This is a genomic window from Streptomyces sp. NPDC033845, assembly GCF_055576225.1.
Window position 1 is genome coordinate 156,324 of record NZ_JBVIRI010000015.1, and the last position, 12,473, is coordinate 168,796.

At 72.5% G+C, this 12,473-nt stretch carries 14 protein-coding genes and 1 pseudogene; 11 read left to right on the forward strand and 4 right to left on the reverse strand.

Annotation, left to right across the window (positions count from 1 at the left end):
* The first annotated feature begins 78 nt into the window (after nucleotides 1–78).
* The 5 genes from ACZ50K_RS28340 (at nucleotide 79) to ACZ50K_RS28360 (ending at nucleotide 2,585) form a co-directional block, all read left to right on the forward strand.
* A complete protein-coding gene (locus tag ACZ50K_RS28340; RefSeq protein WP_468908080.1) occupies nucleotides 79–357 on the forward strand; it encodes a hypothetical protein in 279 nt (92 codons plus the stop codon).
* Nucleotides 358–406: 49 nt separating this feature from the next.
* On the forward strand, nucleotides 407–1,303 hold the full coding sequence (locus ACZ50K_RS28345; RefSeq protein ID WP_468908081.1) for a VOC family protein: 897 nt from the start codon (nucleotides 407–409) through the stop codon (nucleotides 1,301–1,303).
* 50 nt (nucleotides 1,304–1,353) lie between these two features.
* Nucleotides 1,354–1,605 (forward strand): DUF6213 family protein, encoded by a 252-nt coding sequence (locus tag ACZ50K_RS28350; RefSeq protein WP_468908083.1) that lies wholly within the window; start codon nucleotides 1,354–1,356, stop codon nucleotides 1,603–1,605.
* A 69-nt stretch (nucleotides 1,606–1,674) separates the two neighbouring features.
* Nucleotides 1,675–2,034, forward strand: a complete 360-nt coding sequence (locus ACZ50K_RS28355; protein WP_468908084.1) for an STAS domain-containing protein — start codon at nucleotides 1,675–1,677, stop codon at nucleotides 2,032–2,034.
* Nucleotides 2,028–2,585, forward strand: coding sequence for an ATP-binding protein (locus ACZ50K_RS28360; protein WP_468908086.1), 558 nt, complete (start codon nucleotides 2,028–2,030; stop codon nucleotides 2,583–2,585). Before ACZ50K_RS28355 ends, ACZ50K_RS28360 begins: the two co-directional genes overlap by 7 nt.
* On the opposite strand, the gene ACZ50K_RS28365 is transcribed toward ACZ50K_RS28360, so the two are convergent.
* Complete coding sequence (locus ACZ50K_RS28365; RefSeq protein ID WP_468908088.1) at nucleotides 2,568–3,611, reverse strand: helix-turn-helix transcriptional regulator; 1,044 nt, start codon at nucleotides 3,609–3,611, stop codon at nucleotides 2,568–2,570. The genes ACZ50K_RS28360 and ACZ50K_RS28365 overlap by 18 nt on opposite strands.
* Before the next feature lie 110 nt (nucleotides 3,612–3,721).
* Between ACZ50K_RS28365 and ACZ50K_RS28370 the strand changes: the two genes are divergently transcribed.
* The 3 genes from ACZ50K_RS28370 to ACZ50K_RS28380 all read left to right on the forward strand — a co-directional run bounded on the left by ACZ50K_RS28370 (nucleotide 3,722) and on the right by ACZ50K_RS28380 (nucleotide 6,096).
* Nucleotides 3,722–4,450: an HSP18 transcriptional regulator gene (locus ACZ50K_RS28370; protein WP_468908090.1), complete on the forward strand. Its 729-nt coding sequence runs from the start codon at nucleotides 3,722–3,724 to the stop codon at nucleotides 4,448–4,450.
* 115 nt (nucleotides 4,451–4,565) lie between these two features.
* Nucleotides 4,566–5,552, forward strand: coding sequence for a polyphosphate kinase 2 (gene ppk2, locus ACZ50K_RS28375; protein WP_468908091.1), 987 nt, complete (start codon nucleotides 4,566–4,568; stop codon nucleotides 5,550–5,552).
* 199 nt (nucleotides 5,553–5,751) lie between these two features.
* On the forward strand, nucleotides 5,752–6,096 hold the full coding sequence (locus tag ACZ50K_RS28380; protein WP_468908092.1) for an STAS domain-containing protein: 345 nt from the start codon (nucleotides 5,752–5,754) through the stop codon (nucleotides 6,094–6,096).
* Between the two features lie 42 nt (nucleotides 6,097–6,138).
* Here ACZ50K_RS28380 and ACZ50K_RS28385 read toward each other — a convergent pair whose 3' ends face one another.
* The 3 genes from ACZ50K_RS28385 to ACZ50K_RS28395 all read right to left on the reverse strand — a co-directional run bounded on the left by ACZ50K_RS28385 (nucleotide 6,139) and on the right by ACZ50K_RS28395 (nucleotide 8,755).
* The gene (locus tag ACZ50K_RS28385; protein WP_468908093.1) at nucleotides 6,139–7,062 is read right to left on the reverse strand and encodes an STAS domain-containing protein; all 924 of its coding nucleotides are present in this window, start codon (nucleotides 7,060–7,062) and stop codon (nucleotides 6,139–6,141) included.
* A 321-nt stretch (nucleotides 7,063–7,383) separates the two neighbouring features.
* Nucleotides 7,384–7,728, reverse strand: coding sequence for an ATP-binding protein (locus ACZ50K_RS28390; protein WP_468908094.1), 345 nt, complete (start codon nucleotides 7,726–7,728; stop codon nucleotides 7,384–7,386).
* 265 nt (nucleotides 7,729–7,993) lie between these two features.
* Nucleotides 7,994–8,755 (reverse strand): isocitrate lyase/PEP mutase family protein, encoded by a 762-nt coding sequence (locus ACZ50K_RS28395; RefSeq protein ID WP_468908096.1) that lies wholly within the window; start codon nucleotides 8,753–8,755, stop codon nucleotides 7,994–7,996.
* 266 nt (nucleotides 8,756–9,021) lie between these two features.
* Here ACZ50K_RS28395 and ACZ50K_RS28400 point away from each other — a divergent pair.
* The 3 genes and pseudogenes from ACZ50K_RS28400 to ACZ50K_RS28410 all read left to right on the forward strand — a co-directional run.
* A pseudogene (locus ACZ50K_RS28400) lies at nucleotides 9,022–9,215 on the forward strand (type III effector protein); the annotation flags it as partial.
* 114 nt (nucleotides 9,216–9,329) lie between these two features.
* Nucleotides 9,330–11,297 (forward strand): molecular chaperone HtpG, encoded by a 1,968-nt coding sequence (gene htpG, locus ACZ50K_RS28405; RefSeq protein ID WP_468908098.1) that lies wholly within the window; start codon nucleotides 9,330–9,332, stop codon nucleotides 11,295–11,297.
* Between the two features lie 535 nt (nucleotides 11,298–11,832).
* Nucleotides 11,833–12,473: ATP-binding protein (locus tag ACZ50K_RS28410; protein WP_468908100.1), on the forward strand; the 641-nt coding region annotated here is incomplete at its 3' end.

A 12,473-nucleotide genomic window follows, 5' to 3' on the forward strand; every position in this document is an offset into this window, starting at 1 on the left:
ATCGATGCGGAGAAGGTGCAGAGCGGGTGATTCCGGGTAGGCGCCGCCCATGGGTTACCGATGAGTGAGGAGTGGACCATGGAAGACCAAGGTGGAGCGGGCGGCGTTCCTCCGCACGACGGGCACGGGGCCCGGACCGGCTCCGGAGCCCCGGCCGACCGGGATCCCCGGGGCGCCGGGCACCGTCAGCGGAAGCCGACCCCGCCGTCCGAGGCCATCGGGGAAGGCGGGGACCCCGAGGCCCGGGAGGAAGCGGAGCGTGCCGTGATCGGCCGCTCCCGGGACACCGACCGCACCGAGGAAGCCGACCGAGGCCGGGACTCCGGGGGCTCGCGGAGGGAACGCGGAGCCCATTGACCCGGGCCCGCCCCGCACGGGCCGGGCGGAGTGACGTCAGGAGGACGCCGTGGCGCTCGTGATGACCGATGTGACGGGTGGGCCGTGCTGGCTGAGCCTGATGACGCGCGACCTCCAGAGCGCCGAGCGCTTCTACTCCGCGGTCCTGGGCTGGACCTTCCGGCGGGAGGTGCTCGGGCCGATGTCCTCGGTGGCGGAGCTGAACGGGGTTCCGGTGGCGGGCATCCGCGCCCGGGCCGCCGAACTGGGTGTACCGGTGGCGTGGACGGTGTACTTCGCGGTCGCCGACGCCGACTCGGCGGTGGCCAGGGTCCGCGAACGCGGCGGCACCGTCGGCGTCGGCCCGGTCTCCTGCGCCCCGGAAGCCCGGGCTGCCCTGGCCACCGACCCCGACGGGGCACACTTCGGCCTGTGGCAGGGGCCGGTGCCCTCCGAATGGCATGTGGGCGGCGGGGCTCCGGCCTGGCTGGAGCTCCGCACCCGTAACGCCTTCGACGCGGCCCTCTTCTACGGCGGGGTCCTGGAGTGGGGCTCCGACGGGGCCCAGGGGCCGGACACGTCGAACGAAGCGAACGGGGCGGCCGAGGACGCCCGGGGCTGCGAGGTGTCCTTCGAGGAGGACCAGGTCGTGCTGCGGCAGGCCGGGCGGGCCGTGGCCCGGCTCGACAGCGGCCCGGTCGAGCCCGCGGAGCCGGACCCGGGCTCAGACTCGGATTCGGATTCGGATTCGGGCTCGGACTCGGGTCCGGACTCCCCGTACGTCCCCGTCCTGCGGCCCCGCTGGATGGTCCACTTCCGGGTACCGGACCTGGCGCGGTCGCGCGTTGCCGTGGCGGAGAACGGCGGGACGGTGGTCCTGGCCGACACCGAGGGTGACGGGGTGGTCGCCCGGGATCCGGACGGAGGCTTGTTCACTCTCGATCCCTCCATGGACAACCGAGGTTAATCGCCGCGAATCGGGTATCCGGAGTGATGGACCCCCAGGGAGGCACCTATATGTTCCGACTCACGATTCCACTCGTTCCGACCGGCGAGGGCGGCCCGCTGATCCCGGCGGACCAGGTCACCTCCCTGCTGCGCACCATCGCGAACGACTGGGTTGCCTCGGTGCAGGACGGCGACCCCTCGATAGACGCCCCCACGGTCGACAGCCTGGCGTTGATGCTCGACGAGCTCGCCGACACCATCGACGTGGAATGCATCGCCATCACCTCCGGCCCGGACGGGCCCGGACCCGACGGGACGTGACGTGGCCCGGGGAGTGCGGATCGGCACAGGGGTCAACACCCGCCTCGGGCGGGGCAGTAGGATGCCCGGATGAGCGGAGGAGACCAACACCCGGACCCCTTGGTGGCGGTGAGCGTCCGGGCCGACACCGTCGTCCTCACCCCCCGGGGTGAACTGGACGAGGCCGGCGCCCCCGAACTCGCCGTGGAGCTCGACGCGGCGGCCCGCGGCGGTTTCCGGCGGACCGTGCTGGACATGTCGGCGACGGAGTTCGCGGACTCCGCCCTGCTGCACCTGCTGCTCGGGGCCCGCACCGCGCACGCAGCCACCGGCACGGCCCTGGTGATCGCCGGACCGCTGTCCGAAGCCGTCCGCCGTCTCTTCGAGGTCACCGGGACGGAGCGGCTGTTCCCGATGGCGGCCACGGTCGAGGCGGCGATGCCGTGCTGACGGCCGCCGAGCCGGACGGGCCGCAGCCGCGACGGTCCCCGGCCTCGGATGCCGGCACCGGCGGGCGCGGCGAACCCGGTCCGGTGTCGACGGTGGAGGACGGTCCGGTGTCGACGGTGGAGGACACCGGGCGGGACGCCGCGCGGGACGCCGACCTCCCGGCCAGTTCAGCGGTCGCCCGGGCCCGGGTCCAGGACCTGCTGCGGGAGGCCGGGATCCGCGCCGACAGCACCGTCGCCGCCGACGCCCTTCTGATGACCTCGGAGCTCGTCACCAACGCGACGCGCCACGGCGGCGGCCTCACCGCCTTCACCACCGCCGTCGTCGACGACGCGCTCCACGTCTCGGTCGCCGACCGCAGCGTCCGGCTCCCGGCCCGGCGACAGCCCGGATCCGCGCCCTCCGGCGGGTTCGGCTGGCCCCTCATCCAGCGGATCGCCGCACAGGTCACCATCCACACCCGCCAGGACGGCAAGACCATCACGGCGGTGCTGCCGCTGCGCGCCCGGGCGGCGGGCGAGGACTCGGAGCACTCAGAGCTGAGCTCTTAGCACGTCGCCGGGGCTGGTGCCGTAGGCGGCCCGGTGGGCCGCCGCGAACCGGCCGGAGTGGGCGAAACCCCAGCGGGTCATGATCATGGCTACCGTGGTGCGGTCGGGGTCGGCCCTCCTCAGGTCCTCGTGGGCGCGGGCCAGCCGCACCTTGCGGAGGTAGGCCAGCGGAGTGGTGTTCGCATGGCGCGAGAAGGCGTACTGCACCGCCCGCGGGGTCACCGGGACGGCGGCGGCGATGTCGGCCAGGCCGATGTCCCGGTGCGCGTGGTCGTCGATGAAGCGCATGGCCCGGCGCAGGGTGTCGTCGTGGGCGTCCCTGGAGTCACGCCGCCCTCCCCCCGGGGCGTGGGCGGGAGCACGGACGGGCGCGGTCGGGAAGGCGGCCAGGGTGACGGCGGCGAGATGCCGGGTCGCGGTGCCCAGGATGAGCGGGGAGCCCGCGGCGAGGGGGTCGTCGGCCAGCGCACGCACATAGGCGAGGGTGGTCGCCAGGCGGTGGCCTGCCTCGGCGCTGAGGGGGCGGCTGCCCGCCAGCCGGGGCACCGGTCCGGCGTCCGGGCCGGCCGCCACCTCATGGGCCTCGGCCAGCAGCTGGGTGGGGAAGGTGGCCAGGCTGTACCGTGCCGCCCTGACCTCCCCGGAGTACGGGCGGTCCGGCGGGGCCACCAGGAACGTCGACCCGGGGCCGAAGGCGTGCCCGCCCGTGGTGTGGACCCCGCCGACGACGGCGGCCAGGACGACCTTCTCCAGCGGACCGGCCTCGAACGACATGGTGTATCCGAAGTCCAGCTCGTCCAGGAAGAGTTCACCGGCGGTCCGCCGCACGATCCGGGCGCGGGTGTCCTCCGGCCGGCCCCCGATGCGCATCGGGGTGTAGGTCGTGGAGAGGAACTCCTCCGTCTCGGCCAGGTCCCCGCTGACGAACAGCGCCCCGCTCACCACCAGCACCTCCCGCGCTCCGCGCCCTGCCCTGTGCCTGCCGCCGCGCGCTTCCGCGTGCGATGGTTCCAGTGCGTCGTCCATCGGGTGACAATGTGCCAGGCAACGGTAGGGTGACACAACCGATGTCAGCGCAACAACGACGCATGGAGGCGCCGACGATGGCCCGACCGGATTCCGCCGAACCTCCCCGGATGCCCTTCGCCGCGACGGCGGCGGCCCTGCTGACCCTGCGCGCCGGTCTGGACCGGGCGAACGGTGGCGACGGTCCACCCGTCACCACCCCCGCCCCGGCCCCCGGCGTCGGGGCGGCGCCGGAGGAGCGGCTGCCCTGCGGAGATGGTCTTCCCCACCGAGAGGACCTTCCCTACGGAGAGGACCTTCCTTACGGAGAGGACCTCCCCGAAGCGGCGCTGTCCGCGCTGCGGACGCTCCGCGAGATCCGCGAGGAACTCGCCGGCTGGGAGACCGGGTTGATCGAGACGGCCCGCGGTCACGGAGCCAGCTGGGCCGAACTGGCGGAACCCCTCGGTGTCGCCAGCCGGCAGGCGGCCGAACGCCGCTATCTGCGGCTGCGCCCCGGGGCCGCCGGCAGTACCGGCGAGCAGCGCGTCCGGGCCACCCGTGATCTCCGGGCCGCCGACCGGGCCGTGAACGCCTGGGTCCGGGACAACGCCGCCGACCTGCGTCGTCTCGCGGGGCAGGTCAGCGGCCTCGACGGGCTCGCGCCGGGCGCGGACGAGGCCCTGGGCGAGCTCCACCGGGCGCTCGGCGACGACGACGCCACCCGTCTCGTCCATCCCCTCGCCCGGACCCGGCCCCATCTGCGTGCCCAGGACGGCGACCTCGCCGACCGCGTCGACGCCGTGTCCCGGCAGCTGGACCGGCTCCGTCAGGACAGCAACAACCGGCGCGCCGTCTGACCGGCCGTCGACCCGCGCACCGCCGACCCGCCCCCCTCCCGAATTCCCGCCGGGTCGGCCGATCCCCGGAGGGGCGAGCCCGCATTCGAAGGTCATGTGTGGGTAAAGCCACAACGTGAGCGACCCCAAGACCGAACAGTCCGGCGCCGACGATCTGCTGTCGGGGCTGCGGATCGACGACCGGCGGCCGGAGCAGCCCGTCCTGCTGGACGCCTCCGGTGCCCCGATCCGCACCTGGCAGGAGAACTACCCCTACGACCGGAAGATCCGCCGCGGCGCCTACGAACGCGCCAAACGCATCCTGCAGATCGAGCTGCTCAAGCTCCAGCGATGGGTGAAGGACACCGGGGCCCGGGTGGTGGTGATCTGCGAGGGCCGTGACGCGGCCGGGAAGGGCGGCACCATCCAGCGGTTCACCGAGCGCCTCAACCCGCGCGGCGCCCGGATCGTCGCCCTGGACAAGCCCACCGAGCGGGAGAGCGGCCAGTGGTACTTCCAGCGGTACGCGGCACACCTGCCGACCGCCGGGGAGATCGTGTTCTTCGACCGCTCCTGGTACAACCGGGCGGGTGTGGAGAAGGTCATGGGGTTCTGCACCCCGGAGCAGTACGGGACGTTCCTGCGGCAGTGTCCCGCCTTCGAGAAGATGCTGGTGGACGACGGGGTCATCCTGGTCAAGTTCTGGTTCTCGGTGTCCCGGGCCGAACAGCGGACCCGGTTCGCAATCCGGCAGGTCGACCCCGTGCGCCAGTGGAAGCTCTCCCCCACCGACCTGGCGTCCCTGGACCTCTGGGACGCCTACACCCACGCCAAGGTCGCCATGTTCCGGGCCACCGACACCCCGGACGCGCCGTGGACCGTCGTCAAGAGCAATGACAAGCGGCGCGGCCGGCTGGAGGCGATGCGCAGTCTGCTCTGGCGGATCGACTACGCCCGCAAGGACCCCGAGGCGGTCGGGCGGCCCGATCCGCTCGTGGTGGGCGCCGCCGACACCCTCCTGGAACCCGGCGAGGAACCCAGCGCCCTCTCCCCCACTCCGCTGGCCGGACCGCCGGGCGGCCCCGGCCAGCATCCGGAGGGTCATCCGCCCAGCTCCGGCTGACCCGCACGGCCGACACGGCGGATGGCCGGCGCGGCGGATGGCCGGCGCGGGCGGGACAGCCGGCAAACGAAACACAGTCCACGCAGCGACGTCCTGGCCGTTACCGAAGGTCGTCGCCGCCCGTCACAGGTAGGTTCGAAGAATTGTCGGCGATTTCCGCACCGGCCGTCCGGGCCCCGTCAGAAGCGCGGAGCGCACCATGGACACATATCTGACCGTCGCCGTCGCCACCCACCCCGACTGCACCCTGGTGACCGTGGCCGGTGAACTCGACCTCGACACCGGCCGCCGCCTCGCCGCGGTCACCGACACCATCACCCTGCGCGGCCACACCCTCCTGCTGGACCTCTCCGGCGTCGCCTTCATGGACTCCAGCGGTCTGCACACCCTCCTCGGCCTGCGCGCCCGGGCGGGCGCCGAAGCCGGCACCCTCCGTATGGGAGGCCTGCGGGCGCAGCCGCTCCGTCTGCTCGATGTCACCGGCACCCGGCACCTGTTCACCCTGCGCGGCTCCCCCGGCGCGGGAGGCGACCCGGCGTCCTGAGCGGCCCGCCACCGGATTCGGACTGCGCCTGAGGGCTACGGGCTACGGGCCGTCCGTGCTCCGGGAAGCGGGCTCGGCGGTGTCCTCCCCGATCCCCGCCCGGTCCAGTACCGCCCCCAGGTGCCGGACGGCGTTCTCCGCTTCGACGAACTCCTCCAGGGTGGGAACGACGGTCCCGAAGGCCTCTTCACCGTCCGCGGCGGTCAGGGCGCGCCAGTGGAGGATCGGGGCGAGGGTGGTGGTGGCGCGGGCGAGGAACCAGGCGAGCTGGCCATGGGTGTGGGCGGTGCCGATGGCCAGGGCGGCGAGGGCTTCGCGCAGGCGTTCCAGCCGTTCGATGCCGGGCAGCGCCTCCTGCTCCGCCGGCGGGCCCACGGCCTCGGCCAGCCGGGCGGCCGTGGTGCGGGCCAGGGCCGTATCGGTCGGGGAGAGCTCCCACTGCCCGCCGGCGGCCGGCCCGCGGGCCTGGTCCGCGAGCAGGGCGGCCCGTCCGCTCATCCCCGCCGCTGCCGGGGCGGTCCCGGGCCGACGGGCGGACGCTCCGCCCCGCTGGGGCAGCGGGCTGCGTCCGGACGGGCGGCCCGGGCCCGGCCTGCGGGTGCGGTCCGGGGCGGGAGCCGGCCCGGGCGTCGGCACGGAGGGCAGGATGTCGAAGGCCTCCCGGGTGTCGGTGAGGTCCAGGAGGCGCCCGGTCCGGGCGCTCAGGTCGGCGAGGGCGAACGTGATCCCGAGCTTGGCCGCCCTGTTGCGGGACCTCAGGAACACGTTGAGGCCCGCGCATCCGCAGAACCGCAGGCCTGAGCAGTCGACGACGACGGCCCGGGGCAGCGGCAGGGCGCCGAGGGCTTCGCGCAGGGCGCGGGCGAGGACGGGTTCGGTGTCCGTGTCGACCTCCCCGGCCACGGCCAGCACCCGTGTTCCCGGGGGCCCGGCCGGATGGCGGATGAGCAGGCCCGGACTCGGCACCGGTCGTCCCGGGCCGGCGGGTTCCCGTCCCGGTTTCGCGGGCATGTGGTGGTCCATGGTGTCCGTCCTGTCGGTCGGAGCCCTCCGCTTCCCGGTCTCGGCGGAGAAGCAGTGCGCGGACGATGCGGCGCACGCTGAGAGAGATCCGTACCGGAAGCGCCCTCCGCCGGAGGACGCGGCAGCGCGGGAATCGCCAACGGCTCCTCCAAGCTACCCCCGCAGCGGACATCCCACCCCGGGACCGGTCCGGGTCTTCGCCCCGTGGCCCCCGGTTCGTTCGGGGGACCGCCTCCGACCGTGCCACGGGCAAGGTCAGGTCGGTCACCACGGCATGCGGACACAGACCGTCTTGCCTCCGGCCGGGGTGGGGCGTACGGAGGTCTCCACGGCCAGGCGGTCGATCAGCTGCCAGCCCCAGCCACCGGTCCCCTCCGTGTGCGGCGGGCAGGGGCAGGGCTGCCGGGGGCTGGTGTCGGAGACGCAGACGGTGAGCCGGTCGCCGCCCAGTTCGAGATGGAGGACGGCCGGGCCGGAGGTGTGCCGCATCACGTTGGTGACCAGTTCGCTGACGACCAGGAGGACGTCGTCGAAACTCTCCGCCCGGCGAGGTGGGCGCAGCCGGGCGGCATGGGCGAGGAACAGGCGGGTGGCGTCGCGTGCCGACATTACGGGGTGACCGCTGCGGGGCAGCGGCCGATCGAGGACCGGAGCGCTCACCGTTCCTCACTCCTTCCCGTCGCGGAGACCTCGGAGGCCGCGAGGACCTACTCTCGGTGTTCCCCCTGTGCTCTTGGGGCACACCCGCCCCACCCGACGCGGTAGTGCGCTGGTCGGGCTCCTCGGCTCAGTGCGGGCGGTGACGGGCAGGTGCAGGGTGCGACCTCCTCCCGCGAACGAGGCGGATACCGCACCCGTACCGATTCCCTGATCCTCAGGGCGCCCACGGTGCGAGCATGTCGTTCATCGCGTCCGTCATGGCGCGTTGCAGCAGCGGACCGTAGGTGATGCGGCCGACGCCGAGACGGCGGAAACGTTCCAGATCGTGTGTGACCGGATGGGCCGTGGAGTTCACGGGGACGGTGACGGCGCCGGTCACCGCCGTGAGCAGATCGTCGTCGTCCTGGATGAACACCGGGTAGACGCTGTCGGCGCCGGCCCGCTCCAGGGCCAGCAGTCGCTCGATCGCCTCGTCGAGAACGGCCGGGCGGTTCTCGGCGTGCAGGAAGAGGTCGGTGCGGCCGTTGACCCAGAGGGGGATCCCCGCCTCGTCGGCCGCTGCCCGCAGGCCGGCGACGTACCGTGCGTGTTCCTCGGTGCTGCGGACGCGCCCGCCTTCCGAGTGGACGGTGTCCTCGACGTTGAGACCGGCGCCGCCGACCTCGACGAGCCCGGCGATGAGGTCCGCGGGCTCCTGCCCGTATCCGGCTTCCAGGTCCACGGACACGGGGACGTCGACCGCCGCGATGATCGGCCTGACGGCGTCGAGGACCTCCTGGAAGGTCTGGCCCTCCTGGTCCTCGGCGCCCCGGGAGTCGGCGAGCGGATGGCTGCCGATCGTCAGCGCGGGGAAACCGGCACCGACCGCAGTCCGTGCGGACCAGACGTCCCAGACGGTCGGCAGCACCAGCGGTCGGTGCTCCGCGTGCAGGTTCCGGAAGCGCTGCGCGCGCTCGACGAGGGTGCGAGTGTCCATGGCTCAGACGCTACCTCCCGACCACCACGGGCCCGGTTCCGACAGGGCCGGAGTCCGGCCGGCGGGGCGGCCGGGCGGCCGCCACCGTGGTCGTGGACGTGCCGGCGGCCCGGAACGCCAAGGCGGTGTACGGATACGTCACCCCGCACCTGCCGGACCAGAAGAGGAGCGCCCGCAGCGAGCGGGTGGTGTTCCCTTGTACTCTGTCATCCGATGGATGACAGAGGGTGTTGGAGGCGTCCGTGACCGCAGCCGGCCTGCCTCCCGGCTGGGAGACCGGGCTGATCGAAGCGGCCCGGGACGCGGGCGCCAGCTGGGTCGATCTCGCGCCTCCCCTGGGCGTGGCCAGCCGCCAGGCCGCCGAGCGCCGCTATCTCCGCGGTCGCCCCGGTGCTGCCGGCAGTACGCGGAGCAGCGCGTGACGGCCACCCGCCGGGCCAGGGCCGCCGACCGCGCCGCCACCGCAGACTGACTCCCCGAGGAGACCCGCCCCTTCCGTCCGTACCGTCCGTACCGTCCGTACCTTCCTTCCTTACCCTTCGTTCACGACGTTCCCCAAGAGAGGGCCCCACCCATGAGCAGTAGTGTCGAGACGCTGGAATTCCAGGCGGAGACGCGCCAGTTGCTCCGTCTGGTGATTCACTCGATCTACTCGAACAAGGACATCTTCCTGCGCGAGCTGATCTCGAACGCCTCCGACGCCCTGGACAAGCTGCGGCTCGAATCGCTGACCGACTCCAGCCTCGGCGACGCCGGGAGCGGCGATCCGCACATCCGGCTGGAGGTCGACAAGGACGCCCGGACCCTGACCGTCCGTGACAACGGGATCGGGATGAGCCGGGACGATCTCGTGGAGCTCATCGGCACGATCGCCAAGTCCGGGACCGCGGGGCTGTTGGAGAAGCTCAAGGAGTCCAAGGACGCCGGAGCCGCCGAGAGTCTGATCGGACAGTTCGGTGTCGGGTTCTACTCGGCGTTCATGGTGGCCGACCGGGTCACCCTGGACACGCGGCGGGTGGGCACCGGCACCGACTCCGGCACCAGGTGGGAGTCCGACGGCGAGGGCGCCTACACCCTCCAGCCCGTCGACGGCCTGCCCGTCGGCACCTCGGTGACCCTGCACCTGAAGCCCGCCGACAGCGAGGACGGCCTCTCCGACTACCTGTCCGAGTGGAAGATCCGTCAGATCGTCAAGCAGTACTCCGACTTCATCCGCTGGCCCATCCGGATGGCCACCGAAGCCGCCGGGGCCGCCGGGAGCAGCGGGGCCACGGAGGACAACGGGAGCGGTGAGGGCGGCGGGGCCGGCTCGGGCGTCGAGACGCTCAACTCGATGAAGGCGCTGTGGGCCCGGCCGCGCGCCGAGGTGGCCCAGGACGAGTACGACGAGTTCTACCAGCAGATCAGCCATGACTGGCTGGCCCCGGCCGAGACCATCCACATGCGCGCCGAGGGCACCTTCGAGTACGAGGCTCTGCTGTTCATCCCCTCGCAGGCGCCCTTCGACCTGTTCTCCCGCGAGACCAGGCGCGGTGTGCAGCTGTACGTGAAGCGCGTGTTCATCATGGACGACTGCGAAGCGCTGATGCCGAACTACCTGCGGTTCGTCAAGGGGGTCGTGGACGCGCACGACCTGTCGCTGAACGTCTCCCGCGAGATCCTCCAGCACGACCGCCAGATCCGGGGCGTGCGCCGCCGGCTGGTCAAGAAGGTGCTGGCGGCGGTCAAGGACATGCAGTCCAAGGACGCCGAGCGCTATGCCAAGGTGTGGGCGCAGTTCGGCCGGGCCCTGAAGGAGGGCCTGGTGGAGGACACGGACAACACCGAGGCCCTGCTGCGGCTGGTGTCGGCCGCCTCCACGCACGACCCGGAGAAGACGACCACCCTGGCCGAGTACGTCGCGCGGATGAAGGAGGGCCAGGACGCCGTCTACTACCTGACCGGGGAGACCCGGGCGATGGTGGAGAACTCCCCGCACATGGAGGCCTTCGCGGCCAAGGGGTACGAGGTCCTGATCCTGACCGACCCCATCGACGAGGTGTGGGTGGACCGGGTCTCCGAGTTCGACGGCCACCGCCTGCAGTCCATCGCCAAGGGCCAGGTCGACCTCGACGGATCCGAGGGCGCGGGCGAGGAGGACGAGGAGGAGAAGAACCGGCGCGAGCAGGACTTCGCCGCCCTGCTGCCGTGGCTGACCACCACCCTGTCCGAGCAGGTCAAGGAGGTGCGGCTGTCCTCCCGGCTGACGACCTCGGCCGCCTGCATCGTCGGCGACGCCCACGATGTGACGCCGACCCTGGAGAAGATGTACCGGGCCATGGGGCAGCAACTGCCCACCGTCAAGCGGATCCTGGAGCTCAACCCCGCGCATCCCCTGATCACCGCCCTGCGCACGGCACACGAGGCGAACGCCGACGATCCCGGGCTGGCCGAGACCGCCGAGCTGCTCTACGGCAGTGCGCTGCTGGCCGAGGGCGGGGAGCTGCCGGACCCGGCCCGCTTCACCCGACTCCTCACCGAACGCCTCCCGCGCACGCTGTAACCACCGTCGCGACCGCCCCACGTCCGGGCCCCGACCCACCTCCCCCAGGGTCGGGGCCCGGCCGCGTCCCGATCCGGGCGCGCCCTGCGGGCGGCCTTTCGGATCACGGTGTGCGGGACCCGAGGGGTGACGCCGAGCCCTGGACCCTCCGGGTGGGGTCCGCCGCGCCCACGGGGGGCATCGGGGGCGCGTACGGGGCATATCCCAGCCCCTCCCAGCCCACTTTTTTCGCCGCGCACGACCCCACACCCCCGAGGCTCCAGATGGCTACCTAACGCCCTCGATGCTGTTTCACGTAGGGGGATTAACGCATGGACCCAATCAAGCCCTGAGCGGCCACTCAGAGGCCTTTTAGCCCTACTTACGGCACCCCTATCGGGTATGGTAGATCTAGTTCTCGGTTCCCTGCCGAACCTTGCGCAGCAGGGTCTGACCCCGCCGGTCAGGCCCTGCCGCCGACTCCACCGTCCGATGCCATCCCGCTCCCACCACCTCGGTGGCGGCGCGGTGTGTCGTGCCAGAAAGAGAGCGCACTGTGGCCGATTCCGGCAGCCTCAACGAGAGCAACCAGTACACCGCCGGCGACATCCAGGTCCTGGAGGGCCTGGAGGCGGTCCGCAAGCGGCCCGGTATGTACATCGGCTCGACCGGAGAGCGCGGACTCCACCACCTCGTGTACGAGATCGTGGACAACTCGGTCGACGAGGCACTGGCCGGGCACGCGGACCGGATCGACGTCACGATCCTCGCCGACGGCGGTGTGCGGGTGGTGGACAACGGCCGCGGCATCCCCGTCGACATCGTCCCCTCGCAGGGGAAGCCCGCCCTGGAGGTCGTCCTGACCGTCCTGCACGCGGGCGGCAAGTTCGGCGGGGGCAGCTACGCCGTCTCGGGCGGTCTGCACGGCGTCGGCATGTCGGTGGTCAACGCCCTGTCCACCCGGGTCGAGGCGGAGGTCCGCTACGGCGGACACCGCTGGAGCCAGGACTACGAGAAGGGCGTACCGACCGCGGCCCTCCACCGGCATGAGGAGGTCACCACGACCGGCACCTCACTGACGTTCTGGGCCGACGGGTCCATATTCGAGACCACCGAGTACTCCTTCGAGACGCTCTCCCGCCGGTTCCAGGAGATGGCCTTCCTCAACAAGGGCCTCACCCTGACGCTGACCGACGA